At 75.7% G+C, this 17421-nt stretch carries 14 protein-coding genes and 1 pseudogene; 7 read left to right on the top strand and 8 right to left on the bottom strand.

What is annotated here, in order from left to right:
• Positions 1-18 precede the first annotated feature (18 nt).
• Positions 19-381, bottom strand: coding sequence for a DUF3499 domain-containing protein (locus tag ACZDWJ_RS06800; RefSeq protein WP_463520174.1), 363 nt, complete (start codon positions 379-381; stop codon positions 19-21).
• Between the two features lie 49 nt (positions 382-430).
• Between ACZDWJ_RS06800 and ACZDWJ_RS06795 the strand changes: the two genes are divergently transcribed.
• The gene (locus ACZDWJ_RS06795; RefSeq protein WP_463520173.1) at positions 431-880 is read left to right on the top strand and encodes a metallopeptidase family protein; all 450 of its coding nucleotides are present in this window, start codon (positions 431-433) and stop codon (positions 878-880) included.
• Between the two features lie 35 nt (positions 881-915).
• Here the strand turns inward: ACZDWJ_RS06795 and ACZDWJ_RS06790 are convergent, their stop codons facing one another.
• The 3 genes from ACZDWJ_RS06790 to ACZDWJ_RS06780 all read right to left on the bottom strand — a co-directional run bounded on the left by ACZDWJ_RS06790 (position 916) and on the right by ACZDWJ_RS06780 (position 5974).
• Positions 916-2310 (bottom strand): DUF5719 family protein, encoded by a 1395-nt coding sequence (locus ACZDWJ_RS06790; protein ID WP_463520172.1) that lies wholly within the window; start codon positions 2308-2310, stop codon positions 916-918.
• Between the two features lie 224 nt (positions 2311-2534).
• Positions 2535-5516 carry a glycosyltransferase family 2 protein gene (locus ACZDWJ_RS06785; protein WP_463520171.1) on the bottom strand — a complete coding sequence of 994 codons (2982 nt, stop codon included), beginning with the start codon at positions 5514-5516 and terminating at the stop codon, positions 2535-2537.
• 203 nt (positions 5517-5719) lie between these two features.
• Positions 5720-5974, bottom strand: a complete 255-nt coding sequence (locus ACZDWJ_RS06780) for a WhiB family transcriptional regulator (protein ID WP_463520170.1) — start codon at positions 5972-5974, stop codon at positions 5720-5722.
• 233 nt (positions 5975-6207) lie between these two features.
• Here ACZDWJ_RS06780 and cofD point away from each other — a divergent pair, with 233 nt between their 5' ends.
• The 3 genes from cofD (at position 6208) to ACZDWJ_RS06765 (ending at position 9003) form a co-directional block, all read left to right on the top strand.
• Complete coding sequence (gene cofD, locus ACZDWJ_RS06775) at positions 6208-7203, top strand: 2-phospho-L-lactate transferase (RefSeq protein WP_463520169.1); 996 nt, start codon at positions 6208-6210, stop codon at positions 7201-7203.
• Positions 7204-7210: 7 nt separating this feature from the next.
• Positions 7211-8173: a coenzyme F420-0:L-glutamate ligase gene (gene cofE, locus ACZDWJ_RS06770; protein WP_463520168.1), complete on the top strand. Its 963-nt coding sequence runs from the start codon at positions 7211-7213 to the stop codon at positions 8171-8173.
• A 68-nt stretch (positions 8174-8241) separates the two neighbouring features.
• Positions 8242-9003, top strand: coding sequence for a DUF3105 domain-containing protein (locus ACZDWJ_RS06765; RefSeq protein WP_463520167.1), 762 nt, complete (start codon positions 8242-8244; stop codon positions 9001-9003).
• A gap of 28 nt (positions 9004-9031) precedes the next feature.
• On the opposite strand, the gene ACZDWJ_RS06760 is transcribed toward ACZDWJ_RS06765, so the two are convergent.
• Both ACZDWJ_RS06760 and ACZDWJ_RS06755 read right to left on the bottom strand, forming a co-directional pair.
• Positions 9032-9742, bottom strand: coding sequence for a nucleoside/nucleotide kinase family protein (locus ACZDWJ_RS06760; protein WP_463520166.1), 711 nt, complete (start codon positions 9740-9742; stop codon positions 9032-9034).
• A gap of 52 nt (positions 9743-9794) precedes the next feature.
• Positions 9795-10901: a mannose-1-phosphate guanylyltransferase gene (locus ACZDWJ_RS06755; RefSeq protein WP_463520165.1), complete on the bottom strand. Its 1107-nt coding sequence runs from the start codon at positions 10899-10901 to the stop codon at positions 9795-9797.
• Between the two features lie 52 nt (positions 10902-10953).
• On the opposite strand from ACZDWJ_RS06755, the gene ACZDWJ_RS06750 reads away from it, so the two are divergent.
• On the top strand, positions 10954-11688 hold the full coding sequence (locus tag ACZDWJ_RS06750) for a TIGR03089 family protein (protein ID WP_463520164.1): 735 nt from the start codon (positions 10954-10956) through the stop codon (positions 11686-11688).
• Here ACZDWJ_RS06750 and ACZDWJ_RS06745 read toward each other — a convergent pair whose 3' ends face one another.
• Complete coding sequence (locus tag ACZDWJ_RS06745) at positions 11689-14619, bottom strand: FG-GAP-like repeat-containing protein (protein WP_463520163.1); 2931 nt, start codon at positions 14617-14619, stop codon at positions 11689-11691.
• 209 nt (positions 14620-14828) lie between these two features.
• On the opposite strand from ACZDWJ_RS06745, the gene ACZDWJ_RS06740 reads away from it, so the two are divergent.
• Positions 14829-15593, top strand: coding sequence for an NUDIX hydrolase (locus ACZDWJ_RS06740; protein WP_463520162.1), 765 nt, complete (start codon positions 14829-14831; stop codon positions 15591-15593).
• Between the two features lie 33 nt (positions 15594-15626).
• On the opposite strand, the pseudogene ACZDWJ_RS06735 reads toward ACZDWJ_RS06740, so the two are convergent.
• Positions 15627-16448 (bottom strand): annotated as a pseudogene (locus ACZDWJ_RS06735) (EamA family transporter); the annotation flags it as partial.
• Positions 16449-16521: 73 nt separating this feature from the next.
• Between ACZDWJ_RS06735 and ACZDWJ_RS06730 the strand changes: the two are divergent.
• The coding region (locus ACZDWJ_RS06730) for a LysR family transcriptional regulator (protein WP_463520161.1) at positions 16522-17421 on the top strand (900 nt) is incomplete at its 3' end.

Here is a 17421-nt window from a genome sequence, read left to right as displayed (position 1 = left end):
TCGGGCCATGCCGGCGGATCACGGCTCGGTGGTCAGGACCCGGAGGTGACCTCGGCGACTCGTCTCGCGTCCGGTCTCGTCCTCGGGGCGCGGGCGCGGCGCGCGCACGGGCCGGGCGGCCTCCCGGACGGCGTCGGCCAGGGCCAGGAGGTCGTCCTCGGACGGCTGCTGGGACGCCGGGTCGACGGCGAGCCGCAGCACCTCCCAGCCCCGCGGGGCCGAGAGCCGCTCGCTGTGCTCCTCGCAGAGGTCGTAGGCGTGCGGCTCGGCGAAGGTGGCGAGCGGGCCGAGCACGGCGGTCTGGTCGGCGTACACGTAGGTGAGCGTCATGACCGCGGCCCGGCCGCACGCGGTGCGGGAGCAGCGGCGCGCGGAGGTCACGAGAGGGACGCTACCCCGCCGATCACGCCGCGCCGCTTAGGCTCGCGGCATGAGCGACGTCGAGCCCGCATCCGCGCCGGTCCGTCGCCGCACCCGCGATCGACGCGGCCGCGGCATGCGGGGCCCCGGCGTGCTGCCGGCCCGGCTCGGCACCCCCGCGCTGCGCACCGCCCGCGAGCGCTTCGACGACCTCGTGCTCGCGATCGTCGGCGACGTCGACGCCCGCTGGCAGGACCGCCTCGGGCTGGTCGAGTACGCCGTCGAGGACACCCCGCAGCTGCCCGCCGACTGGGGCACCGAGACGGTGCCCCTGGCCTCGCTCGTGCGGGGCACCGGCGCCACGCCGACGCGGCTCGTGCTGTTCCGGCGGCCCATCGAGCACCGCTGCGAGACCCGCTCGGACCTCGAGGCGCTCGTGCTCACCGTCGTGGTCGAGCAGATCGCCGAGCTGCTCGGCCTCGATCCCTCCGACGTCGACGGGCGCTACGGCCGCGACTGACCGGCAGTCGACCCAGGCCCGGGCGAACCAGGGCGTCAGGGCAGGGCGGGCCGCACGTCGGGCACCAGCGCCTTGCGCACCAGCTCCTCGAAGGGCAGCGCGACGGCGCCGCCGGTGCGGCCCGAGCGCGTGAGCACCACCGCCGCGCGGACGGAGGCCCGCTGGGGGTCGAGCGCGACCAGGCGTGCGGAGGACGGCAGCGAGACGACCAGGCCGCGGCCCGGCCTGAGGTCCACGGCCCGAGCGAGCACCTGACGTCCCTGAGCGTTCCAGGCGCGGACGGTGGCCTCGCCGACCGTCGTGGCCCCGGCGATGACGACCTGGCCCCTGGCCTGCGGGATCGCGAGCAGGGTGCGATCGGCGACGGCGTCGGTGGGGACGGTCTCGACGAGGTCGCCGCCGGCGCGGGCGCGCAGCGTCGCGGTGATCGGGCCGGTGCCGGTGAGCTCGAGGCCGAGGGCGTCCTTGGCGGTGGCGTCGCCGAGCACGCGGTCGAGGCTGACCACCTCGATGCTGCGCGGGTCGAGCTCGATCTCCGGGGCCTTCGACGGCGCGAAGGCCGACTGCGGCGTGATGACCCGCAGCCGCACCCGCACGGCGTCCTGCGTGGGGTTGGCGACCGTGAGCGTGCGCTCGCTGGAGCCCGGGGCCAAGCCGAGGAGCCGCAGCGTGCGCTGCGGGCTGGCCTGGGCCGGCAGGAGCTCGCGGGTCTGTGCCTGCGACCCCAGCGGGACGACGCGATCGATCAGGCTGGCCGCGACCCGGCCGCGATCGGTGGTGACGTGCAGCGCCAGCCCGCCGCGGGTCGGGAGCTGCTCGGCGAGGTCGACGCGGACGGTGCCGCGGCCGGGCACGGCCAGGCCGCGCAGGCGCGGGGCGTCCACGTCGCCCGCGGAGCCGAGGGCCTCGACGCTGACGACCGCGCGGCCGGCGTCGGGGTTGGTGAGCTCGAGGATGGAGCGGTGGGTGGCGTCGGCGCCGACGGCGGTGAACCACAGGTCGGCCGACGGCGTCGAGCACGAGCCGGCGGCCAGGCGGCCCCCGGCGACCCCGGTGACCTGGAGGCCCGGCGCGACGGCGTCCTCGCCGGTGACGATGATCGGACGGCTGCCCGCGGATCGCTCGGCGACCCGCTGGGGCCGCACGGTGAGCGGGGTCGAGCGCACGCCGACGCCCGCACTGCGCACCGCCACGCGGCCGCCGGCGCTGGTGTCGGTGGCCACGAGCACGCGCCCGCCCGACGTGCTGCTCGCAGGGCAGATCTGGGAGGTCCGCACCAGCGGGGCCGCGCTCGGCGCACGGGAGCCCAGGCCGTCGTCGACCGAGGCATCGGCGAGGGCGCCGACGAGCAGGGTGAGCACGGGCAGGCCGACGGCCAGCAGCGTCGTGGTCGAGGGCCGCCCGAGGCGGCTCGGCACCAGGGCGCGCACCCGAGCGAGCGGGCCGCCTGCCCGGGACGCCTCGGCCGCGGGCTCCCCCGCCGCGTCGACGGAGGGATCGAGGCGGCGACGCGCGCCGGGGGGCCGCAGGGCACGGCGGCCGGGGGCGTCGGGACGAGGGGCCCCAGGCTCGGATGCGGGCTCGGATGCGGGCTCGGATGCGGGCTCGGAGGCAGGCTCGGGTGCAGGCTCGGGTGCGGGCTGCTCGGCGTCGGTCATCGGATCCTCCGTCCGCGGCGGGAGACCGCGGGGGCCTCGGCGGCCTCGGCGGCCTCGGGCTGGTCCTCGGCGTCGGCCTCGCGACGACGGGTCGGGCCGCACTGCACGGCGACGACGACGAGCGCCGCCAGCTGGGCGAGCAGGAGCAGCGGCCGCAGGTAGGAGCGACCGCCGTCGAGCGCGTCGGCGCTCAGCGGACGGTCGACCTGCCAGGCGCGGGTGCGCGGGTTCTCGGCGCTGGCCTGCACGAGGCCGTCGGTGGCGTCGAGCACCGAGGCCACCTCGCCATCGGCCGGCGCCGCGAGGACGACGTACTCGATGCCGTCGCGGGCCAGGAGCGTCACGGCGCCCGAGCTGGGGCGGCTGACCAGGCTGCGCACGGCGGCGGCGAGGTCGCGGTCCTCGGTCGCGTGGTCGAGGATCTCGTCCTCGCCCAGGGTGTCGCCGTCGCCGCGACGCACGACGTAGCGCACGCCGTCGGCGACGGAGCCGCGCAGCACCAGCACGCCGTGGGCGTCGCCGAGCTCGGAGCTCTGCTCCATGTAGGCGGGGATCTCGTCGGCCACGCCGTCGGAGAGCCGGTCGTCGGGACCGACGACGAACCACGCCAGGCCGACGACCGGGACGAGGGCGGCGACGCCGGCGACCGCGAGCGCGACGCCGCGGGTCCAGGGCGGCACCTCGACGCCGCAGCGGCGACCCTCGACGAGCGGCACGAGCGCCTGCGCGCCCAGCACCGCCGAGACCACGAGCGCGCCCTGGACGACCAGGAGCGGACCGGTCAGCGAGGGACCGACCGAGACGGCCGGCAGATCGAGGGTGATCCAGCTCAGCAGCAGACCGACGACGGCGGCCACCGCCGCGGCGATCCAGCACACCAGCACGGGGATCCGGCTGCGCAGCGGGACGAGGGCCAGCACCGCCAGGACGACGAGCAGGACGCCGAGCCAGCCGGGCGCACCGGTGTCGCCGAGGCGTCCCGACACCAGGCCGAGGACGCCGTCGGGGCTGGGCGCGGGGAGGCGGCCGGGGTCGAGCAGCAGGGCCTCGCCCGCGCGGTGCAGCAGCGCGGGGACCCACCACGGCAGCAGGAGCACGACGGGGACGCCGAGCGCGGTGGCCGGCGGCGCCCAGGTGGAGCGGTCCTGCGCGGCGCTCGGGACGATCCGCAGCGCGAGCACGGTGACCAGCAGGGCCAGCACCAGGCCGACGAGCCACAGCGTGGGCGTCGTGGTGGTGCAGACGGTGAGCAGGAGGCCGACGCGGAACGCGGCGCGCCAGCGACGATCGGGGTCGGGCTCGGCGAACCCGAGGGCGGCGTGGGCCAGCCAGGGCAGGAGCGCGGCGGTGACCACGGGCCCGAGCCGGCCGTCGGCCCAGGCGCCGCTGACCACCGGCACGAGGGCCCAGGTGACCGCGCCCCACAGCAGGAGCACCCGCGGCATGCCCTCGGGGCTGACCAGGCGGCCGACCACGCGCAGCAGACGCCAGGCGCCCCAGAGCGCGACGGGGACGGCCAGGACGAGCACGACGCTCACCGCGGCGCCCGCGCTGCCGCCGAGCAGCGTCGCGAGGAGGGCCAGCGGGAGCAGGTAGGGCGGGGCCGGGACGGCGGTGCCGGAGCCGAGCGGCTGCCAGGAGCGCAGGTAGGTGGCCCACCAGTCGCCCGCACCCGCGGGCACCGGGGCCAGACCGCCGCCGGAGACCGAGCCGAACGCGGCGCGCGCGCCGACCAGCGACAGCACCACGACGAGCGTCAGCCCGACGGCGATCGGGTTGGTGAGGAACCGGGCGACGAGGCCGGAGTCGTCGGGCAGCTCGTCCTCGGACTCGGCCTGCACCCGACGAGCGGCGAAGGAGGCGGGGTCTCGCTCGGCGGCGGCCGCGCGACGACGCTCGGCGACGTCGGCGGCCTGGTTGGTGGCCGCAGCGGCGACGTCGCCGACCAGGTCGAGGCCGTGCCGGTAGGGCAGCCACCACGGCGGCAGCAGGCGCTTGACCCGGGCCGGGTCGACCTGGGCCTGCGCACGCCGCGCGCGACGGGCCGCGCGCAGCTCGCCGGGCGAGGAGAGGATCGACAGCAGGGCGGCGAGCTCGTCGAGCGCCTCGCCGACGGCGCGCACCAGCAGGAAGCCCAGCACGCGCAGCAGGGTGCCGAGGGTCAGCCGGACGAGGTGGAGCGGCCACCAGGGCCCCTGCCGGTTGGCGAGGAGGACGTAGAGCGCCGCGCGGCGCTCCTGGAAGTGGGTGTGCCGCCCGGTGAGCGGAGTGCGCCGCACCCCGCGGTGCGCGGCCTCGGCATGGAAGACCACGGCGCGCGGGACCACCAGCGTCCGGTGCCCGGCGGACGCGGCGCGCCAGCCGAGGTCGACGTCGCCGCCGAAGACCGGCAGCGCGTCGTCGAGGCCGCCGAGGCGCTCGAGCACCGAGCGCCGCACCAGGAGGCCGGCGGTGTTGACGGCCAGGACCTCCTTGACGGCGTCGTGCTGGCCCTGGTCGTACTCGCCGCGCTCGAGGCCGGTCTCGCGGCGGCCGGTGCCCGAGATGGTGACGCCGAGCTCGAGGAGGCGCCGCAGCGAGGGCCACTCGCGCAGCTTCGGGCCGAGCAGGTCGACCTCGGGGTGGGCCTGCGCGGCGTCGAGCAGAGCGGCCAGCGCGCCGGGATCGGGGGTGGAGTCGTCGTGGAGCAGCCAGATCCACTCGACGTCGTCGCGCACCTGCGCCAGGCCGTGGCGCACCGCCTGCGGGTAGCCCTCCGAGCCCGGCAGCGCGTGGACCTCGCCGAAGGCCTCGTGCAGCAGGTCGGGGCTGCCGTCGCGGCTGGTGGTGTCGACGCAGACGACCTGGTCGACGGGGCGGGTCTGGGACCGCAGGCCCTCGATGACGGTGGGCAGCCATCGCGCGCCGTCGTGGCTGACGAGGACCACCGCGACCGCGGCGGCGTCGCCCCGGGACGGGATCGAGGACGTGGCCGACATGGAGGGAGACCCTAGCCGCGACACCCGTGCGGACCGGAACCGACGACGACCCTCGTCCGCGTCGCGTGGCCCGGCTCACCCCCGCCCGGATCCGCCCGCCTCCGACACGGCCGAGGGCCCCGGTCCGGTGAGGTGGTGCCTCGCCGGGCCGGGGCCCTCGGTGTGTGCGTCCGTCGAGACGACGTCGACGCGTACGGCTGGTGCTAGACCGCGCGCTTCTTGAGCTTGCGGCGCTCCCGCTCGGAGAGCCCGCCCCAGATGCCGAACCGCTCGTCGTTCATGAGCGCCGACTCCAGGCACTCGGACCTGACCTCGCACGTGAGGCAGACCTTCTTCGCCTCACGCGTGGAGCCGCCCTTCTCGGGGAAGAACGCCTCCGGGTCGGTCTGAGCGCACAGTGCGCGATCCCGCCAGCCGGCCTCGTCGGCGCTCGGCTCGAGGAGAAACAGTTCCCTCACGTCACGCCCCTTTCGACCCTGTGCTCGCTGCGAAGAACACTGCGGGAATTACATGCCTGTCGTACCCGGGAAGTCAAGCCCGGTTCTGCTATGGACCACGCCTGGAGGCGCATCTCCCCCGTCGTTCACACCATCCGTCCCACGCGCCTCATCCGTTCGTCCAGGAGGGGTGGTCCGAGCGGGTGGTCCGGCCCGGTGAGCGCCGCGTCGGGGCGTGGTGCAGAGTAGGCGGCATGCGCGCGATCACCGTCCTCTCCGGCGGCATGGGCGGCGCCCGGTTCCTCCAGGGCCTGCTGCACGGCATCGCCACCGGCTCGCTGCCGGGCATCGCCCCGGACGCCGAGGTGACGGTCGTGGCCAACACCGCCGACGACATCTGGGTGCACGGGCTCAAGGTCTGCCCCGACCTCGACACCGTCATGTACACCCTCGGCGACGGCATCGACCTCGAGCGCGGGTGGGGCCGCCGCGAGGAGACCTGGAGCGTGCGCACCGAGCTCGCCGAGTACGGCGTCGAGCCGACCTGGTTCGGCCTCGGCGACCGCGACGTCGCCACCCACCTCGTGCGCACCCAGATGCTCGAGGCCGGCTACCCGCTCTCGCAGGTCACCGAGGCGCTGTGCCGCCGCTGGCAGCCGGGCGTGCGCCTCCTGCCGATGAGCGACGACCGCGTCGAGACCCACGTCGTCATCGCCGACGACCAGGCGCCCAGCGGCCGCCGCGCCGTGCACTTCCAGGAGTACTGGGTGCGGCTGCGGGCCTCGGTGCCCGCCGAGCAGGTCGTGGTCGTCGGCCAGCAGGACGCCACCCCCGGGCCGGGCGTGCTCGAGGCGATCACCGGCGCCGACCTCGTCGTCCTGCCGCCCTCGAACCCGGTGGTCTCGGTCGGCACGATCCTGGGCGTTCCCGGCGTGCGGGAGGCCGTCGCCGGCACCGCCGCGCCGGTCGTCGGCCTCTCCCCCATCATCGGCGGCGACCACGTGCGCGGCATGGCCGCCCAGATGCTCGCCGCCATCGGCGTCGAGGTCAGCGCCGAGGCCGTCGGCCTCCACTACGGCGCCCGCTCGCGCGGCGGCGTGCTCGACGCCTGGCTCGTCGACGCCACCGACGCCGCGGCCCTGCCCGGGCTGCGCGCCGCCGGGCTGCGCGCCGACGCCGTGCCGCTCCTGATGACCGACCCCGACGCCACCGCCGCCATGGTCGCCGCCGCCCTGCGGACGCTGGGCTGAGCCGACGGTGAGCGGCCACGTCGAGGTCCACGCCCCCGACGGCGTCCCCGAGGTCGCGCCCGGCGACGACCTCGCCGCGCTCGCGCTCGACGCGCTGGCCGCAGGAGGGCTCGCCCTGCGCGACGGCGACGTCCTCGTCGTCACCAGCAAGATCGTCAGCAAGGCCGAGGGCCGGGTGCGCGACGGCGATCGCGACAGCGCCCTGGCCGAGGAGACCGACCGCGTCGTCGCCCGGCGCGGGCCCACGACGATCGTGCGCACCCGCCTGGGCCTGACGATGGCCGCCGCCGGCATCGACGCCTCCAACGTCGAGGTCGGCCGCATCGTCCTGCTGCCCCTCGACCCCGACGCCTCGGCCCGCCGCCTGCGCGCGGAGGTCGCCCGTCGCACCGGCTGCACGGTCGGCGTCGTCGTCACCGACACCGCCGGCCGCGCGTGGCGCGAGGGCCAGACCGACATCGCCATCGGGGCCGCCGGGCTCGTGGTGGCCGAGGACTTCGCCGGACGTCTCGACGCGCACGGCAACGAGCTGGCCGTGACCCTGCCGGCCGTCGCCGACGAGCTCGCCGGCGCCGCCGAGCTGGCCCAGGGCAAGCTCGGCGCCCGCCCGCTGGCGCTGGTGCGCGGCCGCGCCGACCTCGTCCTGCCGCTGGGCGACGACGGGCCCGGCGCCTCGACCCTCGTCCGCGCCGAGGAGGGCGACCTGTTCGGCTACGGCGCCCGCGAGGCCGTGCTCCGCGCGCTCGCCGGCGACCCCGACGCCGGACGCGGGTTCGGCGCCGTCGCCGGCGTCGAGGAGCTGCTCGCGGGCCTGCGGCGCGTGGGCGTGACGGTGCTCGAGCACGACGACGCCGCCGTGCTCTGCAGCGGTCCGACGACCGTGGTCGCGGCCCTCGCGGCGGCGCACCGCTGGCACCTCGCCGACGACGACGGCTCAGGGCGCCTTCGTCTCACGCCGCCCACTCCGTAGACTTCACGCGGCTCACCCGTAGGAGGGGCGGGCCAGCCCGTCCGACTCGTCCGGAGGAAGCCCGCACCGTGGCCAAGAAGTCCCAGTCCGACCGCCAGCAGGTCATCGACCAGATCCGCAAGAAGCAGCGCGGCGCCGAGCGCCGTCGCGGCTACGCGATCGTGGGCGTCTGCGTCGTCATCGCGCTCGCGCTCGTCGGCGCCACCGCCTACCGGCCGGTCAAGGACTGGTGGGACGGCCGCAAGTTCGACGGCGTCGCCCTGCAGGAGGTCGGCGCGAAGGCGTCGACCTGCCAGAAGGTCATCGAGAAGAAGGCCGACGGCAACCAGCAGCACGTGCCCGAGGGCCAGACCGTCGACTACACCACCGCTCCCCCGGCCTTCGGCGCCCACTGGAACGTCGCGAACGTCGCGCCCGACCCGATGGCCCGCAAGCTCTACACCTCCACGGACCGCCCGGCCCTCGAGGCGCTCGTGCACAACCTCGAGCACGGCTACACGATCCTCTGGTACGACAAGACCATCGCCGACGACTCCACGCAGATGGGCTACCTGCGCGCCATCGCCGACAAGCTCTCCGGCACCTCGAACTTCCGCACCAAGTTCAAGGCCGTCCCGTGGGAGGCCAAGGACGAGAACGGCAAGAAGTTCCCGGCCGGCACCCACGTCGCCCTCACCCACTGGACCGGCGCCACCGACGCCCAGGGCAACGCCGACACCACCAAGCAGCAGGGCATCTTCCAGTACTGCTCGCAGGTCAGCGGCGCCGCCCTGAAGACCTTCATGGACGACTACCCCTACTTCGACTCCCCCGAGCCGAACGGCATGTGACCCGGCAGGCCCGACGGTCGTCGGGTCGTCAGGAGATCCGCTCGAGTCGGGGATCCGCGGGGTCGGTGTTGTCGATGACGATCGACGCACGGCTGCGGGGGTCCTGCTCCGCGAGGTAGAGGCGGCAGGCCGCCATGTAGCGCGACTCGTAGGCGAGCGCCGCCGCCTCCAGCCCGCCGAGCCCGTCGGCGTCGCGCTGGACCCCCCGCGCGACGGCGACCGACTCGTCGGCGTGGAGGTAGATCACCTCGTCCCACAGGTCCCTCAGTCCGTCACGCTGGATGAAGGTCGCGTCGAAGACCACGATCGAGTCCTCGGGAGCCGCCGCGACGTCGTCGGGGATGACCTCGTCCGACGCCAGGTCGTGGACCCGTCGGGCGTACGTGCGCGTGCCACCGGGTCCGAGCGGGCGCAGGACGCGGTCCGCGAGGGCGTCGAGGTCGTAGGCGTCGTCGTAGTAGCCCCGTGCGGAGTCCCGACCGGCGCGGTACCGGCGCTCCCGCACGTGGTGGAACCCGTCGGAGTCGATCCGGATCACCGGCCTCCCCGACTCGGCGGCGGCCTGCGCCAGCTCCGCGGCGAAGGTGGTCTTGCCCGCTCCGCAGACGCCGTCGACGCCGACCCTCAGCGGGTGTCCCGCCGTGCGGGCGAGGAGATGCCGGGCCACCCGCCGGACCAGGGCCGGGCGATCCGGGCGTCCGGGGGCGGAGTCGCGGGGCGCGCTCGAGTGGTCTCCCATGGCCCGGACGGTACCGATGCACCGGCCCGGGGCCAGGACGGGCCGGGACCGCTCACACCAGGTCGGCGCGGCCCGCCTCGGCGAGCGCGGCGACGACGCCCTTGACGTCCTGCGCGCGGGCGCGGGTGGTCACGAGCAGCGCGTCGGGGGTGTCGACCACGACGAGGTCGTCGAGCCCGACGACCGCGATCGCCCGGCCGGAGGTGACCACGAGGCCCGTGGCGTCGACGGCCTGCACGAGCGCCTCCTCGCCCAGCACCGCGAGACCCGCGGGGTCGGCGTCGGGGAGGAGCAGCCCGGCGAGGGAGTCGAAGTCGCCGATGTCGTCCCAGCCGAAGCCGGCGGCGACGGTGGCCACCCGGCCGGCGGCGGCGGCGGGCTCGGCGACGGCGTGGTCGAGGGCGATCCTCGGCAGCGTCGGCCAGACCTCGTCGAGCCGGTCGAGGTCGGCGGCCAGCTCGCGCAGGGCGGCGGCGAAGTCCGGGTGCCACTCGGCGAGCAGGTCCAGGAGCACGCCGGGCCGCACGACGAACATGCCGGCGTTCCAGCGGTAGCCGCCCTCCGCGAGGTAGCCGGCGGCCACCTCGACGCTCGGCTTCTCGACGAACGACGCCACGGCCTGGGCGGCGTCGTGGCCGGCCAGCGGGCCGCCGGCGCGGATGTAGCCGAACGCCGAGGACGGGTGGGTCGGCTCGATGCCGAGGGTCACCAGCCAGCCGTCGCGGGCGACCTCCACGGCCTGCGCGACCGTGGCGGCGAAGACCTCGGCCGGACTGATGACGTGGTCGGCGGCGAAGGAGCCCATGACGGCCTCGGGGTCGTGGCGCTCGAGCACCGCCGCGGCCAGGCCGATCGCGGCCATGGAGTCGCGCGCCGACGGCTCGGCGAGCACGGACTCCCCGGGGAGCTCGGGCAGCTGGGCGAGCACGGCGGCCTCGTGGGCGGCGCCGGTGACGACCAGGAACCGCTCCTGCGCCAGCGGCGCGAGGCGGTCGTAGGTCTCCTGGAGGAGCGTGCGGCCCGAGCCGCGCAGGTCGCGGAGGAACTTCGGGGACGTGCGACGCGAGAGCGGCCACAGCCGGGTGCCGGCGCCACCGGCGGGGATGACCGCCCAGAAGTGGTCGAGGGGCGCGGTGGGAGCAGCGGGGGTGGCGGTCATGGGCGCCACCCTAGGGTGACCGCGCCGCCCGGGTGGTGCCTACGCTCGCGGCGTGACCACGTTCTCAGCCGTCCTCGCCGATCTGCTGCGCCGCGAGCCCGGACGTCCGCTGCTGACCTTCTACGACCACGCCTCCGGCGAGCGCACCGAGCTGTCGGTGACCACGTACGCGAACTGGGTCGCCAAGGCCTCCTCGCTGCTGGTCGAGGAGCACGGGCTCGAGCGTGGCCAGCGGCTGCGCCTGGACCTCCCGGCCCACTGGCTCGGGCCGGTGCTCCTGGGCGCGGCGTGGAACGCCGGCATCGTGGTCGACCTCGGCGACGACTCCTCCGACGCCACCGGCGAGGAGCCGGACGCCGTCGTCTGCGGCCCTGCGGGCCTCGAGCGGTGGGCACCGCTGGCGTCCTCGCGTCCGGTGCTGGCCTCGGCCCTGCTGCCGCTGGGCGTCCGCTTCGCCGAGCCGCTGCCGGCCGGCGTCCACGACATCGGCGTCGAGGTCTGGGGCCAGCCGGACTCCTTCGTCGCCTGGGACCCCGCCCAGCCCGACGACCTCGCGCTGGCCTCGCCCGCGACCACCCACGAGCAGACGTGGCGGACGGCCGCCGCCGGGAGTCTCCTCGCCGACGGCGGCCGTCTGCTCTCGGTCGCGAACCCGGCTTCCCCACCGGGGATCGCGACCTTCACCGAGCCGCTCGCACGCGGCGGCTCGCTGGTCCTGGTGGCGCATCCCGACGACGCCCGCCTCGACTCGGTCATGACCGAGGAGCGGTGCACCGCCCGCGCGTGATCACCCGGCCAGGTCGTAGGCCCCCATCCCGTCCCCGATCACCCGCGGCGTGCTGGAGCCGCTGGCCACGCTCGGGATGAGCGAGAGCGTGCCGGTGCCGCGCGTGCGCACCAGCAGGTCCGAGCGCGAGCCCAGCGTCGCCGAGCCCACCCCGACGACCCAGTCGTAGCGGCTGAGGTCCAGGGAGACCTTCTGCGGGGTCATCAGGCCACCGGGGCCGTTGCCGCGGTAGAGCACCGAGCTCGAGCCGTTGCGGAACAGCGAGTCGGGCGAGCCGTCGCCGTCCCAGCGTCCGATCGCGATCTGCTGCGCGGCCTTGATGCTGCTGTGCGCCACGTAGCTGGTGCCCAGGCCCTTGGTGCCGCGGCCGGGGTAGATGCGCATGGCGCCGCCGGAGGGCTGGCCCATCAGGTCGGGCCAGCCGTCGCCGGTCATGTCGCCGACGGCGGCGAGCAGGGCGACGCTGCGGAAGCCGGCGCCGATCTGGATCGCGGGGCCGAGGCGGCCGGTGCCGTCACCGCGGCGCAGGAAGAGGTTCCCGTTCTCGGTGCTGCGGTAGATGACGTCGCCGAAGCCGTCGCGGTCCCAGTCGCCGGCGTGCAGGAGCCGGTCGGCGGTGGCGCCGGACACGCCGGTGTCGATGGGCTTCCCGGTGTCGAAGGCCGCGGACTGCACGTAGCGCACCAGCGAGTCGCCGTCGCGGTAGAGCAGGTCGCGTCCGGCGGCGCCGGCGATGTCGACCCCGCCCACCAGTCCGCTGCCGCCGTTGACGGTGGCGAAGGGGCCCCGGAAGGCGCCGAAGGTGCCGTCGCCGCGGCCGGGCATGATCTGCACCTTGCCGCTGCGGCGCACGACGAGGTCGGCGACGCCGTCGCCGGTCCAGTCGCCGCCGCCGACGGCGGTGGTGACGGTGCCGGCCGAGGCGATGCGGTGGGCGGCGCCCAGGGCCAGGCTCTGGGCGGAGCTGCGACGCCACTGCAGGGCGCCCGCGGAGTCGACGACGCCGAGGTCGGCGCGGCCGTTGCCGTCGAGGTCGCCCGCACCGAGGAGCTGACGCGCCCCGGCGACCGAGACGTCCAGGCGCACCGGCGAGGCGAAGGGGGCGCGACGCTTCCCGTCGCTGGTGGTGGGCTTGCGCCCGCGCCACAGGTCGAGGGTGCCGTCGGTGCGGCGGGCCACGACGTCGGGGTAGCCGTCGGCGTCGAGATCGCCCACCGCGGTGACGAGGTCGTGGTTCGCGAAGCTGCTGCTCTGCCGCTGCCCGATGGTGGCGAAGTCGCCCTGCCCGGTGCCGGCGTGCACCCGCACGACGCCGGCGGCGTCGACGGAGATCAGGTCGGCCGCACCGTCGCCGGTGAGGTCGGGCGAGAGCTGGACCCGGGTGGCCGTCGACCAGCCGCGGCTGGTCGAGCGGGCGCCGGAGAAGGACTGCAGGCCCCCGGTCGGGACGATCAGCAGCCGCTTGTCCGACGCGCGCCGCACGATGAGGTCGGGGTAGGGCCCGCCGACGAGGTTCGACTCCAGCTGTCGTCCGGTCCAGCCCCGCTGGGTCTGGGCGGCGATCTTGCGGATGTCGGGGATGCGGGCGTAGAGGTACTTGCCCGGGCACGCGGTGGACGCGGCGTCGCGGTGGCCGTTGATGGCCTGGAAGTCCTTCGCGCCGACCCTCTGCTTGGTGGAGGAGGCGTTGACGCCGTGCAGGGAGAGCTTCCAGGCGTACAGGGCCCCGTAGGCCTCGACGACGGCGCTGCTCGGCTTGACCTTCTCGTAGTTGCCGATGGCCGACATCGCGAAGGAGTAGTCGTTGTAGTTGAGCGTGTGCGCGCCCACGACCGGACGGTCGATGCCGCCGTAGCGGCCCTCCCAGATCCGGCCGAAGCGGTCGACGAGGTAGTTGTAGCCGAGGTCCGACCAGCCGCGGGACTTGGTGTGGTAGGCGTAGATGCCGCGGATGATGCCCGGCACCTCGTCGCGGGTGTAGTCGTTGGCGTTCACCGTGTGGTGCACGAACCCGGCGTGCACCTCGCCGTAGTGCAGGGCCGAGGAGTCGCGCATCGACTCATCGGCTCCCCACTGGGCCCGGGAGTAGATGACCGGCTTGGGCGTGTAGACGCCGGCGCTGAGCGAGGCGGCGTCGGTGGCGTTCGCGTCGGTGACGTTCGCGTCGGTGGCGTTCGCGCCGCCCCCGAGCGAGGAGGCGTCGAGCGCCTCGACGGAGTCCGCGCCGTCGTCGCCGTCCATCGTGGCGGTGTCGAGCGCGGGACGCTCGGCCTTCTGCGCCGCAGGGGTGCCGGGGTCGATGACGGCGAGCGTGAGGTCGTCGGGCACGGCCGTGCCGGCGTCGGTGGTGGCGCGCACCTGGACGTCGTCGACGTCGCCGACCAGCAGCGGGTCGGTGCCCGGGCGGGCCTTCGCGGCCTCCTCGCTGCCGGGGTCGGGGCCGTGGTCGTCGTGGTAGGGCAGGTCCTGCCAGGCGCTCCAGTCGTCCCCGGTGCGGGTGCGCACCGCGAAGGACAGCGCGGTCTCGGCGACGTCCTCGCCGTGCTGCCAGGTGACGCCGACGGCGCCGTAGCCGGTCACCGGCTGCGGGGAGCTGACGAGGGTCTCGGCGGTGCCGGCGGCCTCCCGGCGCTCGGTGGTCGTCGCGGCGAGGCGGCGGGCGCTGCGCGCGGCGCCGGCGGGCGCGGTGAGCGGGATCTCCCGCACCGTCGGATCCACCGGCGCGGTGGGCACCGTGGAGGGGCGCTGCGCCTCGGCCACGTAGGCGGCCAGCGAGCTGCGGTAGGGCGAGACGAGGCTCGAGCCGCCGGGGCCCTCGCGCACGATGTCGAGGCTGACGACCGAGGCCGCGGGGGTGAGCGCGGCGACCACCAGCGCCAGCGCCAGCAGCTGCTGGCACAGGGTGATGTAGCCGGACTTGGTGCGAGACATGACAGGGCTCCAGTGCGGGGGAAGTTCACACGGTGTGCGCAACTTTCACATGCGTCACAGGAGTCACGGAAGAGATCGTGAGTAACTACAACGCTGTAATTTCCAGTCGACACGCCGGCGAGGGTCGCGGAATTTCGGGCTGTGGGCGGCCCATCGGCCGCGCGGACCGCGACCTGACCCCGCACCGGGGGGTTTGTAGGGTTGCGGTCGTGAGCGACCAGCCCCTCTCCCCCAGCCTCACCCCGGTCGGCGACGGCACCGTCCGGATCAGCTGGCAGGCCGGGGAGTCCGTCGACGTCGTGCGCCGCGAGGTCGCCGCGGCCCTGGCCGACCATCCCCGCGTCGAGGTGTGGGTCGACCCCGACGACGAGCACGGACAGCGCGTCGCGACGTGGTCGGGCATGCGCCGCGAGGGCGTGGCCCGCGGCGTGACGGTCGAGGGCGACGCCGTCGACCGCATCGTCTACGCGCGGCTGGCCGGCGACGCCGCCGTCGAGAGCGCCGAGGGCTTCCGCGCGCTCCTCAACTCCTTCCTGCCGCGCAAGCGCGCGATCTCCCAGATGCTGCTGCGCGACGAGGACGGGCGCGTGCTGCTGTGCCGCCTCACCTACAAGCAGGACTGGGACCTGCCCGGCGGCGTCGTCGAGGTCGGGGAGTCACCCCAGACGGCGGTCGTCCGCGAGGTCGAGGAGGAGCTCGGCCTCACCCTCGACGCCGGACCGCTGCTGCTCACCGACTGGCTGCCGCCGTGGGGCGGCTGGGACGACGCCCTCTGCCTGGTCTTCGACGGCGGCGTGCGGCCGGCGTCGGTGCTCGACGCCACCGTGCTGCAGGCCCGCGAGATCCGCTCGGTCGCCTTCTGCACTCCCGAGGAGGTGCGCGAGCGGTGCGCCGACTTCACCACCCGGCGCGTCGAGGCCGCCCTGGCCGCCCTCGAGGGCACCGGCCCCTCCTTCACCGAGTCCGGCCGCTGAGCGGCGCCGCGGCACCGCGGCCAGCCCCACGCCGAGCACGACCAGCACGGCTCCCAGCGCCTCCCCCGTCGTCGGCACCTGGTCGAAGGCCAGCCAGGCGGCGACCATCGCCACGGGCGGCGCGAGCAGCACGTGCGGCACCACCTGGCCGGCGGGGTTGCGCGCGAGCAGGCGGCTGAAGACCCCGTAGCCGACCAGCGAGGCGAGCACGGCGGTGTAGAGCGTGGAGAGCAGGGCCGGACCGTCGAGGGCGGCGAGCCCGTCGGCTACGCCCGCCGGCCCCTCGGTCATCAGGCTCAGCACGAGCAGCGGGCCCGGCACGGCCAGCGAGGACCACACGACGAGCGGGAGCCCGCCGGGCGCACCGGACCAGCGGGTCAGCACGTTGCCCGCGCCCCATGACAGCGCGCCGAGCAGGCACAGCCCGAGCCCGAGCAGCGGCGCCGAGCCCCCGCGGCCGAGCCCCACGACCACCAGGCCGAGCGTCCCGACCCCGACGCCGGCCCACTGCGCGGCGGTCGGCCGCTCCCGCAGGACGACGCCCGCGCCCAGCACCGTCACGATCACCTGCGCCTGCAGGACGAGGGCGGCCAGCCCGGGCGCGAGCCCCGCGGCCATCGCGAGGTAGAGGAAGGCGAACTGGCCGAGCGAGAGCAGCGTGCCGATGCCCAGGAGCACGCGCCAGGGCAGGTCGGGGCGCGGCAGGATCGCGATCAGGGGCACCAGCACCACGACGAAGCGCAGCGCGAGGAACAGCAGCGGCGGGACGTCGCCGCGTCCCCACTCGATGACGACGAAGTTGACGCCCCACACGACGGCGACGCCGCAGGCGAGGGCACGATCGCGCAGGCTCATGCGCCCAGTCTCAGGCGCCCGGATCATGAAGCACCAGCGATGAATGATGGACGTCATCGAGTAGCGTTCGTGCATGATCGACGTCGTCGCCCTCGCCAGCCTCCGGGCCGTCGCCGAGCACGGGTCGGTGGTCGCGGCCGCCGACGCGCTCTCCCTGACCCCCAGCGCGGTCTCCCAGCAGGTCAAGCGACTGGAGCGTCAGGCCGGCGCGCCGCTGCTCGAGCGGGTGGGTCGCGGCGTCGTCCTCACCGGCCCCGGTCGCCACCTCGCCGAGGAGGGCGGCCGCGTGCTCGCCGACCTCGAGGCCCTCGAGGCGGCCGTGCGCCGGGGCACCGGCCGCGTCGCCGGCACCGTGCGCGTCGCGGCCTTCTCCACCGCCGTGCGCGGCCTGGTGGCCCCGGTGGTGCCGCGCCTGCTCGCCGAGCACCCCGAGCTGCGCATCCGGCTCAGCGAGCGCGAGCCCTGGGACGCCGTGGAGGACCTCGCGGCCGGACGCGCCGACCTCGGCCTGGTGCACCGGTGGGGCGAGGTGCCCCTGGCCGTGCCCGACCATCTCGAGGTGACCCCCGTGGCGCTCGACGAGGCCGACGTCATCGTGCCGCGCGGCCACCGGCTCGCGGGCCTTCCCGAGGTGACGCCGCACGACCTCGTCGACGAGTGGTGGATCGCCACGCCCCCGGGCACCATCTGCCGTCAGTGGCTGGGCCGCATGCACGACGGCACCGGCCGCCCGCCGCGCGTGGCGCACGAGTCGATGGAGTTCTCCTCCCACCTCGCGCTCGTCGAGGCCGGCCTCGGCATCGCGCTGGTGCCGCGCCTGGGGCGCGGCCCGCTGGGCCCCGGCCTCGTGGCGGTGCGCGCCGTCGATCCCTCGCCGACGCGCGCGATCGACGCGCTGCACCGGCGCAGCATGGCCGGCTCCCCCGCCCTGGCCGTCGTGCGCGAGGCCGTGGTGGGGGGGGGGGGGGGGGGG

This window comes from Nocardioides sp. B129/18, from assembly GCF_055282735.1.
This window is presented reverse-complemented; position numbering and strand designations above follow the sequence as displayed.